20 protein-coding genes, 1 pseudogene and 1 riboswitch are annotated in these 22071 nt (G+C 44.3%); of the genes and pseudogenes, 10 read left to right on the top strand and 11 right to left on the bottom strand.

Going from position 1 to position 22071, the window contains the following annotated elements; all coding sequences use genetic code 11:
- The 3 genes from PSI14_RS15405 to purD form a co-directional block, all read left to right on the top strand.
- Nucleotides 1–343 (top strand): hypothetical protein (locus tag PSI14_RS15405; protein ID WP_273576713.1); only part of this gene is annotated, 343 nt, incomplete at its 5' end.
- 90 nt (nt 344–433) lie between these two features.
- A complete protein-coding gene (gene purH, locus PSI14_RS15400; protein ID WP_273576712.1) occupies nt 434–2023 on the top strand; it encodes a bifunctional phosphoribosylaminoimidazolecarboxamide formyltransferase/IMP cyclohydrolase in 1590 nt (529 codons plus the stop codon).
- Nucleotides 2024–2054: 31 nt separating this feature from the next.
- Complete coding sequence (gene purD, locus PSI14_RS15395; RefSeq protein ID WP_273576711.1) at nt 2055–3353, top strand: phosphoribosylamine--glycine ligase; 1299 nt, start codon at nt 2055–2057, stop codon at nt 3351–3353.
- 42 nt (nt 3354–3395) lie between these two features.
- Here the strand turns inward: purD and PSI14_RS15390 are convergent, their stop codons facing one another.
- From PSI14_RS15390 to hemE, 5 genes are all read right to left on the bottom strand, one after another.
- Entirely contained in the window at nt 3396–4127 is a 732-nt protein-coding gene (locus tag PSI14_RS15390) for a DUF1481 domain-containing protein (protein ID WP_273576715.1), read from the bottom strand.
- Between the two features lie 47 nt (nt 4128–4174).
- Complete coding sequence (hupA, locus tag PSI14_RS15385; protein ID WP_273555742.1) at nt 4175–4447, bottom strand: nucleoid-associated protein HU-alpha; 273 nt, start codon at nt 4445–4447, stop codon at nt 4175–4177.
- 185 nt (nt 4448–4632) lie between these two features.
- The gene (locus tag PSI14_RS15380; RefSeq protein WP_273576710.1) at nt 4633–5223 is read right to left on the bottom strand and encodes a YjaG family protein; all 591 of its coding nucleotides are present in this window, start codon (nt 5221–5223) and stop codon (nt 4633–4635) included.
- 76 nt (nt 5224–5299) lie between these two features.
- Complete coding sequence (nfi, locus tag PSI14_RS15375; RefSeq protein ID WP_273576709.1) at nt 5300–5989, bottom strand: deoxyribonuclease V; 690 nt, start codon at nt 5987–5989, stop codon at nt 5300–5302.
- Nucleotides 5990–5993: 4 nt separating this feature from the next.
- Nucleotides 5994–7058, bottom strand: coding sequence for a uroporphyrinogen decarboxylase (hemE, locus tag PSI14_RS15370; protein ID WP_273576708.1), 1065 nt, complete (start codon nt 7056–7058; stop codon nt 5994–5996).
- A gap of 392 nt (nt 7059–7450) precedes the next feature.
- On the opposite strand from hemE, the gene dcp reads away from it, so the two are divergent.
- Nucleotides 7451–9658 (top strand): peptidyl-dipeptidase Dcp, encoded by a 2208-nt coding sequence (gene dcp / locus PSI14_RS15365; RefSeq protein WP_273576707.1) that lies wholly within the window; start codon nt 7451–7453, stop codon nt 9656–9658.
- A gap of 185 nt (nt 9659–9843) precedes the next feature.
- Here the strand turns inward: dcp and nudC are convergent, their stop codons facing one another.
- From nudC to PSI14_RS15345, 4 genes are all read right to left on the bottom strand, one after another.
- Nucleotides 9844–10611, bottom strand: coding sequence for an NAD(+) diphosphatase (gene nudC, locus PSI14_RS15360; protein WP_273576714.1), 768 nt, complete (start codon nt 10609–10611; stop codon nt 9844–9846).
- Between the two features lie 464 nt (nt 10612–11075).
- Nucleotides 11076–11858: an ABC transporter permease gene (locus PSI14_RS15355; protein WP_273576706.1), complete on the bottom strand. Its 783-nt coding sequence runs from the start codon at nt 11856–11858 to the stop codon at nt 11076–11078.
- A 4-nt stretch (nt 11859–11862) separates the two neighbouring features.
- Entirely contained in the window at nt 11863–12669 is an 807-nt protein-coding gene (locus PSI14_RS15350; RefSeq protein WP_273576705.1) for an ABC transporter permease, read from the bottom strand.
- Nucleotides 12653–13648 (bottom strand): ABC transporter ATP-binding protein, encoded by a 996-nt coding sequence (locus tag PSI14_RS15345; protein ID WP_273576704.1) that lies wholly within the window; start codon nt 13646–13648, stop codon nt 12653–12655. Before PSI14_RS15345 ends, PSI14_RS15350 begins: the two co-directional genes overlap by 17 nt.
- Nucleotides 13649–14017: 369 nt before the next feature.
- Nucleotides 14018–14142, top strand: a riboswitch (TPP riboswitch).
- 164 nt (nt 14143–14306) lie between these two features.
- On the opposite strand from PSI14_RS15345, the gene thiC reads away from it, so the two are divergent.
- The 6 genes and pseudogenes from thiC to thiH all read left to right on the top strand — a co-directional run bounded on the left by thiC (nt 14307) and on the right by thiH (nt 20075).
- Entirely contained in the window at nt 14307–16370 is a 2064-nt protein-coding gene (gene thiC / locus PSI14_RS15340; protein ID WP_273576703.1) for a phosphomethylpyrimidine synthase ThiC, read from the top strand.
- Between the two features lie 31 nt (nt 16371–16401).
- Nucleotides 16402–17055 (top strand): annotated as a pseudogene (thiE, locus tag PSI14_RS15335) (thiamine phosphate synthase); the annotation flags it as partial.
- Between the two features lie 104 nt (nt 17056–17159).
- Nucleotides 17160–17969, top strand: coding sequence for a HesA/MoeB/ThiF family protein (locus PSI14_RS15330; RefSeq protein WP_273576702.1), 810 nt, complete (start codon nt 17160–17162; stop codon nt 17967–17969).
- Nucleotides 17966–18166: a sulfur carrier protein ThiS gene (gene thiS, locus PSI14_RS15325; protein ID WP_273576701.1), complete on the top strand. Its 201-nt coding sequence runs from the start codon at nt 17966–17968 to the stop codon at nt 18164–18166. The genes PSI14_RS15330 and thiS overlap by 4 nt, the downstream gene beginning before the upstream one ends.
- A 20-nt stretch (nt 18167–18186) precedes the next feature.
- A complete protein-coding gene (locus tag PSI14_RS15320; RefSeq protein WP_273576700.1) occupies nt 18187–18954 on the top strand; it encodes a thiazole synthase in 768 nt (255 codons plus the stop codon).
- Nucleotides 18951–20075, top strand: coding sequence for a 2-iminoacetate synthase ThiH (gene thiH / locus PSI14_RS15315; RefSeq protein ID WP_273576699.1), 1125 nt, complete (start codon nt 18951–18953; stop codon nt 20073–20075). The genes PSI14_RS15320 and thiH overlap by 4 nt, the downstream gene beginning before the upstream one ends.
- A 114-nt stretch (nt 20076–20189) precedes the next feature.
- Here the strand turns inward: thiH and PSI14_RS15310 are convergent, their stop codons facing one another.
- Complete coding sequence (locus PSI14_RS15310) at nt 20190–20789, bottom strand: DUF1349 domain-containing protein (RefSeq protein ID WP_273576698.1); 600 nt, start codon at nt 20787–20789, stop codon at nt 20190–20192.
- A gap of 14 nt (nt 20790–20803) precedes the next feature.
- Nucleotides 20804–21919 (bottom strand): MFS transporter, encoded by a 1116-nt coding sequence (locus PSI14_RS15305; RefSeq protein WP_370688867.1) that lies wholly within the window; start codon nt 21917–21919, stop codon nt 20804–20806.
- Nucleotides 21920–22071 lie beyond the last annotated feature (152 nt).

Genomic DNA, 22071 nt, shown 5'->3' with positions numbered 1-22071 from the left:
CAACCGGGAAGTCCTTCCGGGTTGCGAGGCTGCGTATCTTACGCGTTTCGCCTCCGAAGTCAAGCGCTTATTTTCGCTTTTTCTTCGCTGCCCGCCGCGGCGTGTCTCAGCTCAGCGTCGGTCAGTGGTGGCGCATTATAGGGAGTTTTACGGATGTGGCAATAGTTTTTTTGAAAAAAATTATCGTTTGATTAATTACACAGCAAAACCCCTATTTATACCAAGTTATATACATAATTATCCACAGAGCAATATTTTGATGAAATTTATCGAGCATCACGCAAACGTTTTCGTTACAATCTCGAAGGAAAAATCACCAAGTATTTTTTTCAGATTGTTTTGAAATGTTATTGCAGAAACCATTTTTTCTATAAATCAGTGGATTTTCCCCAATAACACATTCTTGTTTTATGAAATTCGAAGGATCACACCAATGCAACAGCTTCGTCCAATCCGTCGTGCCCTGCTAAGCGTTTCTGACAAAGCGGGGGTTATTGAATTCGCCAAAGCCTTATCCAGTCGCGGTATCGAACTGCTTTCAACGGGTGGTACTGCTCGTCTGTTGGCCGAAGCAGGATTGAATGTCACTGAAGTTTCTGACTACACAGGTTTCCCCGAAATGATGGATGGGCGCGTTAAAACATTGCATCCCAAAGTTCATGGCGGCATTTTGGGTCGGCGTGGGCAGGATGATGAAGTGATGGCACAACATCAAATTTCGCAGATTGATATGGTAGTTGTTAACCTTTATCCCTTTGCTCAAACTGTGGCAAAACCAGATTGCTCTCTGGAAGATGCCGTAGAGAATATTGATATCGGCGGCCCGACAATGGTTCGCTCCGCTGCCAAAAATCACAAAGATGTGTCGATTGTTGTTAATAGCCAAGATTACGCCAAAATTATTGAGGAGATGGATAACAACCAAAATTCACTAACACAATCCACTCGTTTTAATTTAGCCATTAAAGCATTCGAGCATACCGCCGCATATGACAGCATGATTGCCAACTACTTTGGCAAACTGGTTCCGCCATATTATGGCGAAATTGATCAACCATCTGGGCGCTTCCCTCGCACGCTAAATCTGAATTTCATTAAAAAGCAAGATATGCGTTATGGTGAAAACAGCCACCAAGGCGCAGCCTTCTATATAGAAGAACAAATCGCGGAGGCTTCAATTGCTACAGCAACCCAGTTGCAAGGCAAGGCACTCTCTTATAACAATATCGCAGATACTGATGCAGCACTGGAATGTGTCAAAACCTTCTTTGAACCTGCCTGCGTTATTGTCAAACACGCCAATCCTTGTGGTGTTGCCATTGATACTGACATTCATACCGCCTATGACCGCGCCTTTAAGACCGATCCTACTTCCGCATTCGGAGGCATCATTGCGTTTAACCGTGAACTAGATGCCAATACTGCCCAGAGCATCATTGAGCGTCAGTTTGTTGAAGTCATCATAGCTCCTTCTATTAATGAAGCAGCTCTGCCAATTCTGGCAACCAAACAAAATGTCCGCGTTTTGGCATGCGGTGAATGGAACTCTCCTGTTGCCAACTTAGATTTCAAACGGGTCAATGGTGGTTTGCTGGTACAAGATCGTGATTTGGGCATGGTGACAGAAAATGATCTGGTTGTTGTATCCAAACGCCAGCCAACGGAACAAGAGATGCAAGACGCCCTGTTCTGCTGGAAAGTCGCTAAATTCGTTAAATCCAATGCTATTGTTTATGCCAAGGATAATATGACCGTTGGCATTGGAGCTGGGCAAATGAGTCGTGTTTACTCTGCCAAAATCGCTGGTATTAAAGCAGCAGATGAAGGTTTGGAAGTTCAGGGATGTGCCATGGCTTCAGATGCATTTTTCCCATTCAGGGATGGTATTGATGCCGCAGCTACTGTAGGAGTGAGCTGTATTATCCAGCCAGGTGGTTCCATTCGTGATGATGAAGTGATTGCCGCCGCCGATGAACACGGTATTGCCATGATTTTCACTGGCATGCGTCATTTTCGCCATTAACAACCTCTGCCTTATTATATAGGAGTCTCAGATGAACATATTGATTATTGGCAATGGCGGAAGAGAACATGCATTAGCCTGGAAAGCGGCACAGTCACCTCTGGCAAACAAAGTTTATGTCGCACCGGGTAATGCGGGCACCGCGTTGGAAGCAAATTTAGAAAATGTAGACATTGCCGCGACAGATATTGAAGGATTGCTGGCATTTGCCCAAGACCATGAGATTGGCCTGACTATTGTAGGGCCTGAAGCTCCACTGGTTATCGGTGTGGTTGATACTTTCAAGCAAGCAGGGTTGACTATTTTCGGTCCGACCAAGGCGGCTGCCCAATTGGAAGGTTCCAAAGCTTTTACCAAGGATTTCCTTGCTCGCCATCATATACCCACGGCAGCCTACCAAAATTTCACAGAAATTGACCCCGCACTGGCTTATTTGGAAAAAATGGGCACACCAATCGTCATTAAAGCCGATGGCCTCGCGGCGGGTAAAGGCGTAGTGGTTGCCACAACCATGGAAGAGGCACAAAGCGCCGTCAAAGATATGCTGGCTGGTAATGCGTTTGGTGATGCAGGGCACCGTATTGTCATTGAAGAATTTCTGGATGGGGAAGAAGCCAGTTTTATTGTCATGGTGGATGGCAAAAACATAGTTCCCATGGCAACCAGTCAAGATCACAAGCGCGTGGGTGACGCTGATACAGGGCCGAATACTGGAGGAATGGGAGCTTATTCGCCAGCGCCGGTAATAACGGATGAAATCCACCAGCGTGTGATGGAAAAAATCATTTACCCTACTGTGGAAGGAATGGCAGCCGAAGGCCATACCTATGTTGGTTTTCTTTATGCGGGATTGATGATTGATAAACAGGGTGAACCGAAAGTGATCGAATTTAACTGTCGATTTGGTGATCCTGAAACTCAACCTATCATGATGCGTCTACGCTCTGATTTGGTCGAATTGTGCCTTGCTGGAGCCAAAGGCCTGTTAGATGAAAAAACATCTGCATGGGACGAACGCCCTGCCATAGGGATAGTACTGGCAGCGGGAGGTTATCCGGCCAGTTATTCCAAAGGTGATGTCATTAGTGGATTGGTACAAAAATCAGATATCAGTGAATCAGATATAAATGAAAAGGTCTTTCATGCCGGAACGGCTTTTAAGGACGGAAATGTTATCACCGCAGGCGGGCGTGTTTTATGTGTTACTGCTTTAGGTTGTGATATTGCAGACGCCCAGAAAAAAGCTTATCTGAGAGCTGGACAAATTAGCTGGGAAGGCTGTTTTTATCGTAAAGATATTGGCTACCGGGCAATTGCTCGTTTGAAATAGCTCCAAAAATAGATCAGCCCAAGCCGACGGAAGTTTATAGAATTACAGCTTATCTTTCGTCGGCTCCCAACGACAAAAATCATCATTGGCGACCAACAATAACTGTTTTCCTTTAGGCGAATCCAGCCATGCAATAGTCAGCAAAGTGGCGCTGTTACTACTCCTTTCTTCGAGCCACTTCTGATCATGAGGCTCAAATTCAATGAACAATTGTTTTCCTGAGCAGGTAGTCACTCTTCCATTCAGCCAGTGCCCTTGTAATAACTCAACCTTATCTACAATTAAAGCGCCACTAATTTTCTCTATCTGCTTAGCATCAGATTTCAGACGAGCCATATCATCATCGGATAACGGTTCATTACGTTTTTGCAGTTGACGCAGCTTAAAAATGACAGAGTTATCTTGATCGATACGTAATGTCTCTGCGATTGGAGGGTTATCAAGCACACTACGGCGGATTTGCCACAAGCTACCATGACGATATTCGTAGAAAGTTACCATAGTGTTTCTACTATAAGTATCTTCAATATGGATATTTTGATTGCGGATATCTTTATTATGGTAAGGGCTATTATGGTAAGGGCTATTATGGTAAGGACTGTAAACACTCATAATAACCTGAGGCTTACCATTTTGATCATTCAAACGCCATAAGCGAACAACGCCTCCGCTGTCAATTACAGAAGCAGTGGCGCTGAAAAGAGGTGTTTTTGGTTGAATCGAGCAGGCGCTGAGCAAAGAGATGACCCCTAATGCTAACAGCCCCTGTAGAATCAACAAAAGGGGTTTATTCCCCCCTCTGATTTTTTTTAGCAATACGATTACTTAACTGCGTCTTTCAGTGCCTTACCAGCGGAGAAAGCAGGTACGTTTGCTGCTGCAATTTTGATTTCTTTACCAGTCTGTGGGTTACGACCTGTGCGCTCTGCACGGTGATTAACTTTGAAAGTACCAAAGCCTACCAATTGCACAGCATCACCATTTTTCAGTGATTCAGTGATTGCATTTAACGTTGATTCCAGGGCAGCTTTAGCCTGAGTTTTATTCAGATCTGCGCCTGCTGCAATTGCATCAACTAATTCAGTCTTATTCATAGATTATCCTTACAGTGTGTTTATCGTTTGCAAAGCATCGAGTGCGACGGATATGCCGATTTGACAGCACCCCTGCATACACGCACCGATAGCCACTTCTTTTCGCCCCCCAATGTAGAACAGAGTGAGGGCAAAAGTGAAGCCTTTAAATGCGGCAAATCAAGCATTAAGTCACGTTTTATGAGTTATTGCTCCAAATTTATGCCGATATTACTAATCCCCGCCTCACGGAGATCAGCCTTTAATCCTTTAATTAATTCAATATCCCGTTCTTCGCAATTTGCCAATAAACGGTAAATCTCCCATTGAATATCCCACTCTTCCTCAATGGCAGGTAATATTTTCAACTCATCCTCAGTCATTTCTCTACCAGCCTGCGTCATTTCCAGCATAGCAACAGTACGGATAGATATTTCACTGACAGCGATTGTATGCTCTAACGTCGAGCCACTCAGACGAGAATGAATTACTTCACCCAATGCAATACACGCATCAATCGCTGGGTACACACCATAAATATCATAATCTTCTGATGATGGGATAATGGCTTCCAATTTTTCCAGCTGATTATCAAAATTTACTTTTACATCTTTAACGACCAATACTTCCCACACAAGATCCAAAATGCGTCGATATTGAGCAGGATCTACAAACTCGCTTTGGCGACAAAACACCTGATAATTCGGGTACATTCGCTCACATAGACTAGCCATAAAAGTCAAATGTTGCCAACTTTCGAGTTTCTCCAACCTTAGGTGGATCGGGTTTCTTAACATTGGTCGTTACTCATAATGCCTAATTTGCGTCGAAGTTTACCTGAAAATCAAGAATATCCACACTTTTACACCAAAATTATAGATTTTTCTGCATTGTTTGCTTAAAAAATGGCCTATTTGAGGCAATCCCATCCGCCCAACGGATTGGTTCAGGCAGCTTATATCCCCTTATACATTGCTCAACCCAAAATACCGCACTGTCAATACTGACCTTATGACCGAGGGAAATATAAAGTGGATTACATCTTTTTTTGCTTCTCAGTACGACACCGATCTGTTCACCATGATCCATCAGCGGCTGACGACTTCCCTGAATCTCGCCTACCCGTGCATGCTCACCACACAAACGGCTTTTTGCCACTCCAATTGTTGGAATATCCGCTAATACTCCAAAATGGCTAGCAACACCAAAACGCCGAGGATGGGCAATGCCCTGACCATCCACCATCACCAAATCAGGCCGCAAGCTTAATTTTTGCCATGCAGCCATCAGTGCGGGATATTCACGAAATGAGAGTAAACCGGGGATATAGGGAAGAACCGTATCAATTCTGGCAATTTGGTATTCGACCAATTCAAGTGAAGGATACTGCAACACCGCAATTGCGGCACGAGTCACCGTACCGCTCTCTTCAAACCCAACATCAGCACCCGCAATGAACTTTGGCGTAAAATCTGGCGTAAAAGATGCAGAAAAAGCATCATGGCGGATAACCAGCCGTGATTTTTCTATCTGTTCCTGACGCAATGCTTTTGTTTTAATCATAGAATCATTGATGGTATTTTACTGAAAGTCTGTGTACTGCTTCGACAAATGCACCTGCGTGCTCTGGTGGAACATCCTGATGAATGCCATGCCCCAAATTGAAAACATGCCCGTTGCCCACACCAAAATCGTGTAAAATTGTCGAAACTTCTTTTTCAATTCGTGCTGGCTGAGCATATAGCATGGAGGGGTCCATATTGCCCTGCAAAGCGACCTTATCGCCAACGCGCCGACGTGCATCAGCAATATTCGTCGTCCAATCCAAACCAAGGGCATCACAACCAGTTGCTGCCATTGCTTCAAGCCATTGCCCTCCCCCTTTTGTAAACAGGGTGACCGGCACACGACGTCCTTCATGTTCGCGGATCAACCTATCAACAATTTTATGCATATATTGCAGGGAGAATTCCAGATAATCGCGCTGAGACAAAACGCCTCCCCAAGTATCGAAAATCATGACAGATTGAGCGCCCGCTTTTATTTGCGCATTCAGATATAGAATAACGCTGTTTGCCAATTTATCCAGTAGCATATGCAACGTAGCAGGTTCCGCATACATCATGGATTTAATTTTGGTGAAAGCCTTGCTGCTTCCACCCTCAACCATATAAGTTGCCAATGTCCACGGGCTGCCAGAAAAACCAATCAGAGGAACTTGCCCCGCCAATGCCTTGCGAATAGCACGTACTGCATCCATCACATAGCCCAGTTCCAGTTCTGGATCAGGTACAGGTAATTTTTCGACATCAGCATGACTTTGGATCGGAGAATGAAAACGTGGCCCTTCACCCGCTTCGAAATAAAGCCCCAGCCCCATGGCATCGGGAATAGTCAAAATATCAGAAAACAGGATAGCCGCATCCAGAGGAAAACGACGCAAGGGCTGAAGAGTGACTTCACAAGCCAATTCAGTGTTTTTGCATAACGAGATGAAATCCCCCGCCTCCTGACGCGTGGCTTTATATTCAGGTAAATAGCGTCCTGCCTGACGCATCATCCATACAGGTGTAATATCAACAGGCTGACGTAATAACGCTCGCAGATAGCGGTCGTTTTTCAACTCATTCATGGCAAGCTCCCTTGATTATTGACAAAAATCGCACGCATGATAACACGTCGGAATCCTAACTTCCGTCCCGACCACTGACAAATAACACTCAAGCACCAATCCCCAATAATGAACGACGCCAGATGAAAAAAATTTATGTGCACAGTCACAAAACCCGGAACAAGGACTATGCACACCCACTCACCGCCCCCATTATGTTACATCCATGTTACTTAAGTGTTACACAAAGAGTTATGTAAAGGTGGTGTCGTTTCTCACGTTGCCATAACCCTTCATTATTCATGCTCTTTAGTTAATCGTTAAGATAAATTGATTCACGTTAGTTAATTGGTTGTATCAAAACGTTTATGAAATCATTTTCATTGATAAATAATCTGGAGGAGTTTCGACTGATGCGTTTATCCACTTTAGTACTGGCTATTGGCTTGGCACTAAGCACTCAGGCGCAGGCCGAGGAAAATAAACCGGGATCTGGCCACACGGATGTATCAAGTGATCAGGCAAAGGAGCTGAGTGTGACCGATGAAGCTAATCAACAGCAATACAAGAGGAACCAAAATCCTTTCTTTTCCCCAAGTGTACTGCCATTCCAAGCCCCTCCGTTCAATAAGATAAAAGAAACGGACTATGCGCCTGCGATTGCTGCTGGTATTAAACAGAAACTGGAGGAAGTAGAGAAGATTGCCAATAATCCCGCCGCACCTGATTTTGAAAATACATTTGTCGCGCTGGAGAAATCGGGCGCAATGTTGATACGGGTGATCAACGTATTTGGGGCAATTACGTCGGCCAACTCCACTGACAGGCTGCAAAAATTGGATGAGGAAATCTCACCAGAACTGGCAGCGATGAATGATGAGATTATGCTGAACAGTAAACTGTTCAACCGTATCAAAACCATTTATCAGCAGCGCGAGACGTTAAAACTGACTCCTGAATCACGCAGATTGGTAGAAGTGATTTATCAAGACTTCGAGTTATCGGGAGCCAACTTGTCTAATGCGGATAAAGTAAAACTAAAGGCGTTGAATCAGGAAGCAGCAACACTCAGTACCCAATTTACCAACAAACTGCTGGCGGCAACCAAAAATGGCGCGCTGGCAATTAAAGATAGAGCCAGTTTGAATGGACTGTCCGATGGTGAAATTGCTGCGGCTGCACAGGCCGCTGGTGAACGCAAGCTGGGCAAACAATGGCTGTTAGTATTGCAAAACACCACCCAGCAGCCGAGTCTGCAAAACCTGAAAGATCGTGACACACGTAAAGCGTTTTTTGAGGCATCGTGGAACCGGGCCGAAAAAGGTGGCGATAATGACACACGTCAAATTCTGGCCCGATTAGCGAAGATCCGTGCTGAGCAGGCAAAGCTGCCGGGCTTCCCGAATTATGCAGCGTGGAAGCTACAAAGTCAGATGGCAAAAACGCCTGAAGCCGCGTTAAAATTTTTGCAGGATATTGTACCCGCAGCAACTGCACGCGCTGAACGCGAAGCCAAAGATATTCAGGCAGTGATTGACCAGCAAAAAGTGGGCTTTAAGCTGGAAGTCTGGGACTGGCCCTTTTATGCCGAGCAAGTACGCAAAGCAAAATATGATTTAGATGAATCACAGATTAAACCGTATTTCGAGCTGAATAACATTCTGAACAATGGCGTGTTCTATGCCGCCAATCTGCTGTATGGCCTTACCTTTAAAGAGCGCAAAGATCTTCCGGTTTATCAACCCGATGTCCGTGTGTATGAAGTTTTCGATAAAGATGGGAAGCCGCTGGCATTGTTTTATACCGACTACTTTAAGCGCGATAACAAAAATGGTGGAGCCTGGATGAGTAATTTTGTCGATCAGTCAAAACTCCTCGGAACCAAACCAGTGATTTACAACGTCGCCAACTTTACTAAACCAGCACCGGGTCAACCAGCGCTATTGTCGTATGATGACGTGATAACAATGTTTCATGAGTTTGGACATGCCCTGCATGGAATGTTTGCTACTCAGGAATATCCGAGTCTGTCCGGCACCAATACCGCCCGTGATTTTGTGGAGTTTCCATCACAATTTAATGAGTATTGGGCGCTTGATCCAAAGGTATTTGCCCATTATGCCAAGCATTACCAGACCGGTCAGGCAATGCCCCAAGCATTAGTGGATAAGATCAATAAGGCTGAAAAATTCAACAAAGGTTATAGTATGACCGAGTTACTGTCAGCCGCGTTGTTGGATATGCACTGGCATATGCTGACCGCAGCTCAGCCACAGCAGGACGTGGATAAATTCGAAGCCGAATCTCTGCAACAAGACAACATCTATCTCAGCTACGTGCCGCCACGCTATCGTTCCAGTTACTTCAAACATATCTGGGGCGGCGGTTATGCTTCCGGTTATTATGCTTATCTGTGGACAGAAATGCTGGCAGATGATGCTTTTGCCTGGTTTACCGAACACGGAGGTCTGACGGCAGAGAATGGTCAACGTTTCCGCGACAAGGTGTTGTCACGTGGTAATAGCGAAGACTTGGAAAAACTGTATATCGACTGGCGTGGTAAACCACCGAGCATTAAACATATGCTGAAAAACCGGGGTCTAGAGGAGCAAAAACAATAAGGTATATTAAAGATTGAGAGTTACCATTTTGGTATGGGTATCGAATTCTCATACAAAATACAAGGTAACTCTCATACTTTATACAATCACTACAGTCGCATTAAAACCCGCCGTTACTGGCTACTTCCGTACAACTCTAAATATATTTTTACACTTTATTTAATCATCTTATTAATCAATTAACGTCATTGCTGACGACATAATACAACTGTATCCTCAATTAAGCGGCGGGCGATCGTGTCAGCCGTAGGGATCAGGGGAAGGTTATCGTAACGATACCAATCTGCACTGATAAGTTCGACGGGATCATGCACAATTTCACCACTATCATAATCCGCCAGAAATCCCATCATCAATGAATTTGGGCAAGGCCACGGCTGAGAAGCAACATAACGCAAGTTACGGATTTTTATCCTGCTCTCTTCCATCACTTCACGATGTACAGCTTCTTCCAACGTTTCCCCCACTTCAACGAACCCGGCAAGTACCGTATGGATACCGTTACGATGGCGCTGATGCTGTGCCAACAGAATGTGATCATCACGACGAATGCCGACAATAATGCAAGGTGCAATTTGCGGATAATAATGTTCATTACAGTGCCGGCACAAACAAGCCCATTCATGCTGACTCTGTTGCATTTCTTGGCCACAGTAACCACAGTAATGATGTGAACGATAGAATTCAGCCAATTGAATCCCACGTCCTGCCAATTGAAATAATCTGGGATCTTGTTCCGAAATCCGACGAGGAGAAGACATATCTGCTTCCATCTTATGACGTATCAACCAAACAGTTTCTCCCGACCATTCACCAATAACATAAGCCACATAACCTTGCAATGACCACTGACTGGCTGTTCCTACCGGCAACTCCCCTTGTGGTAACCATACCCTGTTTTCCTGACTGACAATCCACCAGCCTCGTTCTGTACCTGTCAATTTTTTTTGCATCATTGATTCCATCATGTGTTGCACCGTATTTTGTTTTATAGCCACATCGAAAGGTTAATTAAATGTTATGGAAAATCAACATAAGTACAGCATACTCCGCTTCATCGTATTCTGTCTGTAATCTGTTGGTATCACGGTGGGATCATGCCACTGTAATGTTCCCTTACCCCAGAACGTGACGACCCTGCCGCTTGAAGGAAGTGAGATTCAGCTTATGCAAACTGGGTGAAGAAGGGGCATTTGTCGGGAGTCAGAAAAACCAGCGCTGGCGCTACTGTTAAAAGTAAAATACGTATTTTATGTGAGGACTTTGTATGTTTATCTACTCGCTCCAGTGAAATAATATCTGGTAACTTATTAGTTAAATTTGGTGAAATATTTGTCATAAACTTTCCAATAACTCAATTTTATTAATTTCAATGTTACATAGATAACTATATTAAATAGAAATTAGAATTCATAAATTAACTACTAGCACTACTATATTTTGAAATAGCTTTTAGCCAGAATAAACGAGTTAAAATAAGAGCACAAATAGCATATAAGAAAGCCAATAATAATATTTTCATTTCTAATATTCCCAAAGCGGCTTGAGCGGGTACATTGCTAACAAAGAAAACAGGTAATAAAAAAGTTAACAAAAAACGTAAAACACCCGGATACGCACTCACCGGAAAACGCCCGACATCCATTAATGAATAACAAATAACCCATACATCTGACACTTTAGTGAACCAAAAAGCAATCAGATTTGAGCACATGAACAGGGAATAGAAAACACAAGCACCTAATAGCATGGAAAAATTAAATTTTAAAAAATTCCAAATAGTTAATACATCCTGCTGATGCATTGCAAATAATACGATTACATAGCCAACAATAAAATTAGCGCCATCCCATATGTTAAAACGATGAAAACTAATAAAAAACTGAGTATCGACAGGACGAATGATAATTAAATCCAAATCTCCACGCCTGATATATTCAGAAAGCGAATGTACACTTGGAAATAGCCAACTATCTATAAAAGACTCAATAACCAGTGTCACTCCTAATAAAGCGATCATTTGATAGTAAGTCCAACCTCCAACCTGAGATACCTGACCAAAAAAACCGGTCAGCACTAATAATGCTAATAAACAAGAAAGACTAGCGTTTATTAAATTCACTATCGCATTGAAACGAAATTCAAATTCCAGCAAAAAAGAATGCCTTAGTAAAACTAAAAATAATAAAATGTATCTCATTACATTAAGCTCCAGATGCTGAATACCTTCTTAGCCCTGTATTCCATAATAATATTCTGAAAAATGTCAGTAGGATAACCCAGAATAGCTGTACGCCAAACCCAACCAACAGGAGAAAACGATCCAGTTTTCCCAATATTATCTGAACCGGAAAATCTAATGCTGAGGCAAAAGGTAATAATTTCAACCAGAAAGTGATACTTTCTGGATATAAATCAAGTGGAATTAACACTCCGCCTAAAATGGTATAAAGTGCCCAAAGCAGTGGATCGAATGCCATCGAGTTATTGATCCAAAATGCCAGTAATCCAAGACAATAATAAAGATGAAATATAATAATCCACGCAAAAGCAAGAGCAGGAATAAAAGTCAGTAACTTTATAATATCTAAACGATAAAAATTACCTGTCAATAAAATTCCTGATATAAAAACCAGTGAAATAATCGGCCCTCTGACCATCATCTCACCTGTATGATCAGATATATAACTATAGAGAGGAGAAACTGGCCGCAGTAACAGCATTGATAATTCTCCTCTTCGAATATCACTATCTAAACGCCGCATAACCCAAATTGCGGTTAACTGGCGAACAAGATAGATTGAAAGAAAATAAATCGCAAAATCACTTGCAGTATAACCACCGACGCTCCCTTCTTTTGCCAGCCCCAGCCAAACAAACATTACAGCTATAGGCATAATACCACCTAATAACCAAATGATTGATTGAGCACGATAGGCAATCACTCTTGAAAAAGACAGACCTATGAGTACTCGCCATAACGATAGACTTCTCTTAACGCGCTTCAACATGATTTTCACCGTATGAAGATAGGTATCTTTCTAAAACTTTTTCGATTGGCTCATCATGAATAGAGATATCAAGTATTATTTTTTCTTCCATTAGCTTTGCCACCACAGAAGGAAGTAAATCACGTTCTACAGTCAATTCAATATTCTGATCATCAACAGAAGATAAATTAATTAAAGATCTTAATTCTGGTCCTATTGACCCTGAGATGGTTGCTTTCAATATTTTCTTTGGTGATCGTTTTTTTATTAAGTGTGATAACTTTCCGTCATAAACAATTTCACCAGAGTTAATGATAATGACCCGTTGAGCAAGAGCTTCAACGTCCGCCATATAATGAGATGTCAAAAGAATGGTTGCATTATTTACCTGATTATAATGTGCAATAAATTCACGAACTGCACGTTGCATATTCACATCCAACCCAATCGTCGGCTCATCTAAGAATAACACAGATGGCTTATGCAATAATGACAGAGCAAGTTCACATTTCATCCTTTCCCCTAAAGATAAATGACGAACCGGCCTGTCGATAATGGAATGAAGAGAAAGCATATCCACAAGTTGATCACGATATTTTAAAAAATCTTTTTCACTAATAGAATAAATAACTTTATGTAGTATAAAAGAATCATTAGGTGTTAGATCCCAAGCCAGTTGCTGTTTTTGTCCTGCTAAAAATGATATGGATTTTAAATATTCGTTCTTACGTTCATAAGGCGTATAGCCTAATACGCTAACATTCCCAGAAGATGGTTTAATAATACCAGTTAACATTTTCATTGTGGTTGTTTTTCCTGCCCCATTAGCGCCAAGAAAACCCACTACCTCACCTTTATCAATAGAAAAATCTATTGATTTTACTGCCTCTACTATCGCGTATTCTCTTTTAATGAATGATTTCAAACTTCCTAATAATCCTGGATTTTTAGTATAAACCTCATAGGACTTACATAAATCATTTACTTGAATAATGGACATTATTTGGATTTTTCCGTTGGCATTTTGGCACACATATTAATTGCCCATTGGATTCTTTTTCCATTACGAACCCATATAATTTTAGGGCATTATCACAAAAAACATCTTTCCAGGCTTGCTTAGGGATCCCCTGTCGGAAAATATTGATGAAGTTATGATGATACAGGCTGGCTGGGCTTATCAGCAAGCCACTCATTGGCATAGACTTCATCCATCTATTTGATGAATTTTTGTGGAAACAAAAATCAAACCCGTTTCCTTTGTTATTAAGAAAATCGCTACTACATTTGGAATGCAAACTACGATAGAAGACAGAAACCACCCCGATTTTCCGGTTGCAGTTTTCACAATCCCCTTTATACTCTGGATGTTTTCTTGTCGGAGTGCCTAGCGTTCAACGTATATCACGATGAACACAGGCTGAGACCGTTAATTCGGGATCCGCAGAACCTGATCGGGTTAATACCCGCGAAGGGAACAAGAGTAATCATCCCACTGCCAGTATTATCGTACATTTATATCAATACCGTTATACCAATACCGTGTACAAATACTAGTCAGCACCAACCATTACTCCCTGCGAGCTCCAGACAAGCAATTTTCTCAACTTAAGCCTGTTCAGCAATGAGATAGGCAATAACACAGTCAGGAATTTGCTATGTCTAAGTCTAAGTCTAAGTCCAACAATACCGTTATTTCAAATAGCGCTATTTCAAATGCCACTATTTCCAACCCCATTATTCCAACGGCTGATATTTCGCCAAAAGCCCATCCAGCAAGGCCACGTAAGGCTCAGCGAGATGCTGCTCAAGCGTTTATCAACTCCATTCAAGGAGTGGCTTTTCCCAATTCAAAGCGCATTTACCTTGAAGGCTCGCGTCAGGATATTCAAGTCCCGATGCGTGAGATCCAACTTTCTCCCACATTACTTTCTCCCACACCAATATCTCCCACACCAGTAGGTGGCACGAAAGATAATCCCCAATTTGAAGAAAATGAGCCGATTCCTGTTTATGACACTTCTGGCCCTTATGGTGATCCGGCTTCCATACTGGATGTACAAATAGGCTTAAATAAGATCCGCCAGCCGTGGATTGATGAACGCAACGATACCGAACCTGTTCCGGTACTCAGTTCTGATTTCACCCAACAACGCCTTGCCGATGCGGGATTGGATCACCTGCGCTTTCACCATCGCCCGCATCCACTGAAAGCCAAGCCGGGCAAACGTGTCACTCAATTGCACTATGCGCGCCAAGGGATCATCACACCAGAAATGGAATTTATCGCACTGCGCGAAAACATGGGACGCGAGCGCATCCGCAGTGAAGTCCTGCGCCAGCAACATGCAGGACAAAGTTTCGGTGCCAACTTACCGGAAAACATCACACCAGAATTTGTTCGCCAAGAAATTGCGGCTGGTCGCGCGATTATCCCCGCCAACATTAATCATCCTGAATCTGAGCCAATGATTATTGGTCGCAATTTCTTGGTGAAAGTGAATGCGAATATCGGTAATTCCTCCGTCACATCCTCCATTGAAGAAGAGGTGGAAAAACTGATTTGGTCTACCCGCTGGGGCGCAGATACGGTGATGGATCTCTCTACCGGACGCTACATTCACGAAACCCGCGAATGGATACTGAGAAATAGTCCTGTTCCGATCGGGACTGTACCGATTTATCAGGCACTGGAAAAAGTCAACGGCATTGCGGAAAATCTGACATGGGAAATATTCCGCGATACCTTGCTGGAACAAGCTGAGCAGGGCGTAGATTATTTCACTATTCATGCGGGTGTATTGCTGCGTTACGTGCCAATGACTGCCAAGCGTCTGACAGGTATTGTTTCCCGTGGCGGCTCAATTATGGCGAAGTGGTGCCTTTCCCATCATCAAGAAAATTTCCTTTACACCCACTTCCGTGAAATCTGTGAAATTTGTGCCACCTATGACGTCTCCCTCTCTTTGGGAGATGGATTGCGTCCGGGTTCAATTCAGGATGCCAATGACGAAGCGCAATTTTCAGAACTGCATACGCTCGGTGAACTGACCAAAATCGCATGGGAATATGATGTTCAAGTCATGATCGAAGGGCCGGGGCATATTCCAATGCAACTCATCCGCCGCAATATGACGGAAGAACTGGAGCATTGCCATGAGGCGCCATTTTATACCTTAGGGCCACTGACAACTGATATTGCCCCCGGTTATGACCATTTCACCTCCGGCATCGGAGCCGCCATGATTGGCTGGTTTGGCTGTGCCATGCTGTGTTATGTCACTCCCAAAGAACACCTCGGTTTACCCAACAAGGAAGATGTCAAACAAGGCCTAATTACTTACAAAATCGCGGCACATGCAGCAGATCTTGCCAAGGGCCATCCGGGCGCCCAGATCCGTGACAATGCCATGTCGAAGGCGCGTTTTGAATTCCGTTGGGAAGATCAATTCAATCTGGCGCTTGATCCCGACACCGCACGCGCCTATCACGATGAAACCTTACCGCAGGAATCAGGCAAAGTTGCCCACTTCTGTTCCATGTGTGGGCCAAAGTTCTGCTCAATGAAAATTACGCAGGACGTGCGTGACTATGCCGCAAAACTGGAACAGGAATCGGGTATGGAACAGATGTCAGAAGAATTCCGTTCCCGTGGCAGCGAACTCTATCACAGCGTGGAGAAGGTAACCCATGAAAAGTCAGCCCATAAAAAACCAGCCTGATGCGTCTGTGGTAAATGTGTCTGTGGTAAATATGTCTGTGGTAAATATAGCCGGAGTGCTCCCACAAGCCCCTTTTGCTCCAACCGTGCGTCGGTTGGGGCTTTATCCTGTTGTGGACTCCCTAACGTGGATCGAGCGATTGCTGGAAGCTGGTGTCAGAACCCTGCAATTGCGCATCAAAGACCAACCCGAAGAACAGGTAGAGAAAGATATTCAAGCTGCCATTGCACTTGGTTATCACTATAACGCCCGTTTATTTATCAATGATTATTGGCGTCTGGCGATCAAACACCAAGCCTATGGCGTTCATCTGGGGCAAGAAGATCTCGATATCGCTGATCTCAATGCCATTCAGCAAGCCGGATTGCGTCTGGGCATTTCTACCCACAATCAACAGGAACTGATGCGGGCAAAATCTCTGCGTCCTTCTTATATCGCACTCGGGCATATTTTTCCCACCACCACTAAAGAGATGCCCTCACTACCACAGGGTCTTGAAGCACTCAAACACCAAGTCGATATAACACCGGAATATCCCACTGTCGCCATTGGTGGTATTTCATTGGAGCGAGTACCGGATGTCGTTGCAACGGGTGTTGGTGGCGTGGCATTGGTCAGTGCTATCACAAAGGCAAAAGACTGGCAGCAGGCAACAGCCAAATTTCTTTATTTGGTTGAAGGTCAAAATTTGATTGAAGGTCAAAATTTGATTGAAGGTCAAGATTTGGTTGAAGGTCAGGATTTGATTGAAGGTCGGAATTTGGCTGAAGATCAGAAACGGGGGCTTTTATGTTAAACGATCAAGAATTCATGCGTTACAGTCGCCAATTAATGCTGGAAGACATTGGCCCGGAAGGACAAGAGAAATTAAAAGCCAGCAAAGTGCTGATTGTCGGCCTTGGCGGATTAGGATCTCCGGCTGCACTCTATCTCGCGGCGGCAGGAGTGGGAAACCTTTATCTTGCAGATGATGACAAATTGCATATATCAAACCTGCAACGCCAGATTATCTACCGCACGGCAGATATTCCTGCCAACAAAGCCCAATTAGCGGCGAAACAACTGGCTGAGCTGAACCCGCAGATCAATATCACTAACCTAACCGAGCGACAAGATCATGATTCTTTGGTGAATGCTGTCAGTCAAGTCGATCTGGTACTGGATTGCTGCGATAACATGGCAACCCGCCATGCCATCAATGCTGCCTGTATCGCAGAAAATAAGCCACTCATCAGCGGCAGCGCCGTCGGTTTTAGTGGTCAATTGCTGGTATTGACACCACCTTACCAGCACGGTTGCTATGCCTGCCTTTATCCCGACCAAGAAGAACCTTACCGAAACTGCCGGACAGCCGGGATCTTAGGTCCCATTGTGGGTGTGATCGGTACATTGCAATCATTAGAAGCAATAAAAATGCTGGCAGGTCTTCCTTCTCCATTAAACGGAAAACTCCGGCTGTTTGATGGTAAGCAACAAAGCTGGAGCACACTACAGCTTACTCGCTCATCACGATGTCCCATTTGCAGGGCCATCGGCAACGAAATAGCGGCAGGAGAAAATGATAGTGATGAAAAACGGTCAGGAACAGAAGTCGCATGAACATTATCGTCAATGATCAAGCCATTACACTAAGTGCGCCCATGACGGTGCAACAATTGCTGGAACATATAAAGCGTACTCAATCAGGTACTGCTTTGGCTATCAATCAAATCATCATTCCGCGTTCAGAGTGGCATACCCATCAAATTAATGACGGGGACAATATCTTGTTATTTCAGGCCATTGCTGGTGGCTAATATTGCTGGAGGCTAATTTTATGTTAAAAATTGCAGATACCACCTTCCACTCCCGCCTATTTACCGGAACAGGCAAATTCGCCAATGCAGGCATAATGATCGAGGCGATCCGCGCCTCTGGTAGCCAACTGGTGACAATGGCAATGAAACGCATCGATCTCCACGGCAACGACGATGGCATTCTTGCACCACTGCAACAGTTGGGCATCAAACTGCTGCCAAATACATCTGGAGCAAAAACCGCAGAAGAAGCGGTATTTGCCGCCCGTCTTGCACGGGAAGCATTGGGAACGAACTGGATTAAATTGGAGATCCACCCCGATGTAAAATACCTGCTGCCCGATCCGATTGAAACGCTGAAAGGCGCGGAACAACTAGTGAAAGAGGGATTTATCGTCCTGCCCTATTGTGGCGCTGATCCTGTCCTGTGCCGTCGGCTGGAAGAAGCCGGTTGTGCTGCTGTCATGCCACTGGGTGCTCCCATCGGCTCCAATCAGGGGCTGCTGACTCGCGATTTTCTACAAATTATTATCGAACAGGCCAACGTGCCTGTTGTTGTGGATGCTGGGATCGGCGCGCCGAGCCATGCATTGGCAGCCATCGAAATGGGTGCGGATGCCGTGCTGGTCAATACCGCCATCGCCGTTGCCCGCAATCCAGTGAAAATGGCCCAAGCATTCAAAACCTCTATTGAAGCAGGTGAACTTTCATATCAAGCAGGCTTGGCAAACCAAAAACCCCATGCTGAGGCTTCCAGCCCGCTGACTGATTTTCTGGGGGTACTATGACAGACCAAGCATTCAGCAAGCGCTGGCAACAACTGGATTGGGATGACATCACCCTACGCATCAACAGTAAAACATCACAGGACGTTGAACATGCACTAACCCGTGCTCGCCTGACCTTAGATGATTTCATGGCCCTGCTCTCCCCTGCGGCATTGCCTTATCTTGAACCGCTCGCCCAACGTGCCCAACAACTCACTCGCCAGCGTTTTGGAAATACTGTGGGATTTTTTATCCCACTTTATCTTTCCAATTTATGCGCCAACGACTGCACTTATTGTGGCTTCTCCATGAGTAATCACATTAAGCGTAAAACACTCAACGAACAGGAGACTGAGGCGGAGTGTCTCACGCTGAAAAAACTAGGATTTGAGCATATCCTGCTGGTGACAGGTGAACACCAAAACAAAGTTGGTATGGATTATTTTCGTCGCTATCTTCCCCTAATCCGCCGCCATTTCAGCTCTGTCTCAATGGAAGTCCAGCCACTGGCGCAAGAGGAATATGCTGAACTGAAAACTCTGGGGTTGGATGGCGTGATGGTCTATCAGGAAACCTACCATCAACCCAGTTATCAATTACATCATTTGAAAGGCAAAAAGCAGGATTTCCACTGGCGCCTGGAAACACCGGAACGCCTTGGGCGGGCAGGAATAGACAAAATTGGGCTAGGAGCCTTGATTGGCCTGTCCCACAATTGGCGAACAGACTGCTATATGGTGGCGGAGCACCTCTTTTTCCTGCAAAAACAGTTCTGGAAAAGTCGTTACTCCATCTCTTTTCCACGACTGCGCCCCTGTGCAGGCGGCATAGAACCGGCTTCTTTAATGAATGAAGCCGAGCTGGTACAACTGATTTGCGCTTTCCGCCTGCTGGCACCCGATGTAGAGCTTTCCCTCTCCACCCGTGAATCCCCGTTCTTCCGTGATCACGTTGTCCCTCTCGCTATCAATAACATCAGCGCAGGTTCAAAAACCCAGCCGGGTGGCTATGCCGATAAGCATCACGAGTTAGAACAATTCGCTCCCCACGACAATCGTTCTGTTTTTCAGGTCGCGGAAGCCTTGGTTAAATCAGGGTTACAACCGGTTTGGAAGGATTGGGATAATTATTTAGGTCGATAATTTTTAGCAGAAAAGTGTTTCTCTTTGGCCTGAGTTGGCCAAAGAGAATGAAGTACCAGTATCATTGATCGAAGAAGTTGAATCGAATCTTCATCCGGATATTTAATTAATCCACTAACTTAAATCATGCAGGTGTTTTTTCAATGATGATGTCAGCCTGAAATCTGAAAACCTTACCTGTAGCCCTTCACGTTCTGGCGAGCAGCACATCGCACCGACAAAAACACGCTGATTATTGTCAATCGCAAAAGGAGACAATCTCAGTAACGGCCACGTCTCGCCATCTGTAGAATATTGCAATCTGATAGACCCATCACCGCATGTGAGTCGTAACCAGAACTTATCTGGATTACCGGGGAAAATCCCCATGGCCCAGTCAGAACCTCCATTTGTCAATACACTACCGATAGTTGCCTGCCCATCAGAATGTTCAATGCCCGCTTTTAACCAATGTTGCTCATCCACCAACAACATAACGCCGGCCTGATCATACAGTTGTTCAAACTGGCCTTCGATACAAAACTGGAAAGTGAAACCTTCTTCAAATTTAAAATCATCGATATAGCCACCAAATACGTGACCACTATGACGCTGAAAACCATACCATGTATCACGCCAAAAATCGGTTTTATTGTCCGTCATGACATGAAGCTCATCATCCTGACACTGCCATGAAGCAGGTTCATTCAACCAATGACATTGCTGCAAATTCATCAATATTTACCCTGTTATTTTTTGGTAGGATTAATCAAACCATATCCTGCTAACAATGAAAGGGAAAGCACAGCAATACAGGCAAAAGCACCATGCAACGTGACCTGATGCGCCAAACCACCAATAATTGCCGGCCCAAGCAAAATCCCTGAATATCCCATTGTCGAAACGGCAGAAACTGCCACTGCATCAGGCATCACTTTCTGCTGGCCTGATGCAGTGAAAAACATCGGGGCCAAATTGGATAACCCTGCTCCTATCATCAGGAAAGAAATTCCCAACTGAGTCATGCTGGATGCCAGATAGATTAGGACAAAACCTGACGTTGCCAAAATCGCGCTGCCTAAAAACACGCGCCGATATCCACACACCGCAATGATTTTATCGCCCAAAAATCGCCCCGCAGTCATGGTAATGGCAAAAAGAGTATAGCCAAAACCTGCCTGATGACTACTCATGTTATGCACACTACTCAGTAAGATCCCGCTCCAATCCAGCATGGAACCTTCCATCAAGTAAACAACAAAACAAAGGGAACCAATCAAGATAACAATGCCACGAGGTAAAGCAAAAAATGGTGTGTCCTCCGTTTCCGTTTCAGCGTTATCCAGCATTCCACTCCATGTTGGCAACAACAGTAGAATAACGAATACTGCTACAGCAATTGTGACCTGAAATGGTGGAACTCCCAGAAATAACAATAGGCTGACTGTACCTGCTCCCGCAATTCCACCTAAGCTGAACAATGCATGGAAGCCTGACATAATCGGTTGATGTACTCGTTTCTCAATATTGACCGCATGGATATTGATGACCACATCTGTCGCTCCAATTCCCATACCGAACACAAATAAAGCACAAGCCAAGGTCAATGGAGTCGAGAACACACTCAGGCTCGGCAATATCAAAACAGCCAACAAGGCAAAAAAGGTAAAAATCTTCCGGCAGCCAAAGCGCGTCGCCAACATTCCAGCTATTGGCATCATAATGAAAGAACCAATACCAAACATCAGTATCAGAATCCCCATTGAGCCATCACTCAGCCCCAGTCGTTCTTTTACCAAAGGGATCAGTGGCGCCCAACTTGCAATACTGAATCCCGCAATAAAAAACGAAATTCGCGTTGCCATGACAGGCTGTTTTATTGAAGAGACTGCATATTCTTCAGACAACTTAATTCCTCCAAACGATATCCTCCAAACAAAGCCTTCCGCCAGTTCGGGCGGAAGGCTCCCAATATTGGCCTTTAATAAGGCATCACATTATGTTGATTGTTCCATGT

The sequence above is a fragment of the Xenorhabdus anantnagensis genome, from assembly GCF_028598555.1.
Lineage (GTDB): Bacteria > Pseudomonadota > Gammaproteobacteria > Enterobacterales > Enterobacteriaceae > Xenorhabdus > Xenorhabdus anantnagensis.
The sequence above is the reverse complement of the archived record's forward strand: the minus strand, read 5'-3'. Positions and strand labels throughout refer to the sequence as shown.

What these genes read in the sequence shown, in the direction of transcription:
- hemE (WP_273576708.1), bottom strand. Translation starts at nt 7,058, where the DNA reads ATGAATGAGTTGAAAAACGACCGCTATCTGCGAGCGTTATTACGTCAG.
- PSI14_RS15330 (WP_273576702.1), top strand. Translation starts at nt 17,160, where the DNA reads ATGTTAAACGATCAAGAATTCATGCGTTACAGTCGCCAATTAATGCTG.
- PSI14_RS15345 (WP_273576704.1), bottom strand. Translation starts at nt 13,648, where the DNA reads ATGTCCATTATTCAAGTAAATGATTTATGTAAGTCCTATGAGGTTTAT.
- purH (WP_273576712.1), top strand. Translation starts at nt 434, where the DNA reads ATGCAACAGCTTCGTCCAATCCGTCGTGCCCTGCTAAGCGTTTCTGAC.
- purD (WP_273576711.1), top strand. Translation starts at nt 2,055, where the DNA reads ATGAACATATTGATTATTGGCAATGGCGGAAGAGAACATGCATTAGCC.
- hupA (WP_273555742.1), bottom strand. Translation starts at nt 4,447, where the DNA reads ATGAATAAGACTGAATTAGTTGATGCAATTGCAGCAGGCGCAGATCTG.
- dcp (WP_273576707.1), top strand. Translation starts at nt 7,451, where the DNA reads ATGCGTTTATCCACTTTAGTACTGGCTATTGGCTTGGCACTAAGCACT.
- PSI14_RS15355 (WP_273576706.1), bottom strand. Translation starts at nt 11,858, where the DNA reads ATGAGATACATTTTATTATTTTTAGTTTTACTAAGGCATTCTTTTTTG.
- PSI14_RS15380 (WP_273576710.1), bottom strand. Translation starts at nt 5,223, where the DNA reads ATGTTAAGAAACCCGATCCACCTAAGGTTGGAGAAACTCGAAAGTTGG.
- PSI14_RS15320 (WP_273576700.1), top strand. Translation starts at nt 18,187, where the DNA reads ATGTTAAAAATTGCAGATACCACCTTCCACTCCCGCCTATTTACCGGA.
- PSI14_RS15350 (WP_273576705.1), bottom strand. Translation starts at nt 12,669, where the DNA reads ATGTTGAAGCGCGTTAAGAGAAGTCTATCGTTATGGCGAGTACTCATA.
- nfi (WP_273576709.1), bottom strand. Translation starts at nt 5,989, where the DNA reads ATGATTAAAACAAAAGCATTGCGTCAGGAACAGATAGAAAAATCACGG.
- PSI14_RS15310 (WP_273576698.1), bottom strand. Translation starts at nt 20,789, where the DNA reads ATGAATTTGCAGCAATGTCATTGGTTGAATGAACCTGCTTCATGGCAG.
- thiC (WP_273576703.1), top strand. Translation starts at nt 14,307, where the DNA reads ATGTCTAAGTCTAAGTCTAAGTCCAACAATACCGTTATTTCAAATAGC.
- thiH (WP_273576699.1), top strand. Translation starts at nt 18,951, where the DNA reads ATGACAGACCAAGCATTCAGCAAGCGCTGGCAACAACTGGATTGGGAT.
- PSI14_RS15305 (WP_370688867.1), bottom strand. Translation starts at nt 21,919, where the DNA reads ATGGCAACGCGAATTTCGTTTTTTATTGCGGGATTCAGTATTGCAAGT.
- nudC (WP_273576714.1), bottom strand. Translation starts at nt 10,611, where the DNA reads ATGCAAAAAAAATTGACAGGTACAGAACGAGGCTGGTGGATTGTCAGT.
- thiS (WP_273576701.1), top strand. Translation starts at nt 17,966, where the DNA reads ATGAACATTATCGTCAATGATCAAGCCATTACACTAAGTGCGCCCATG.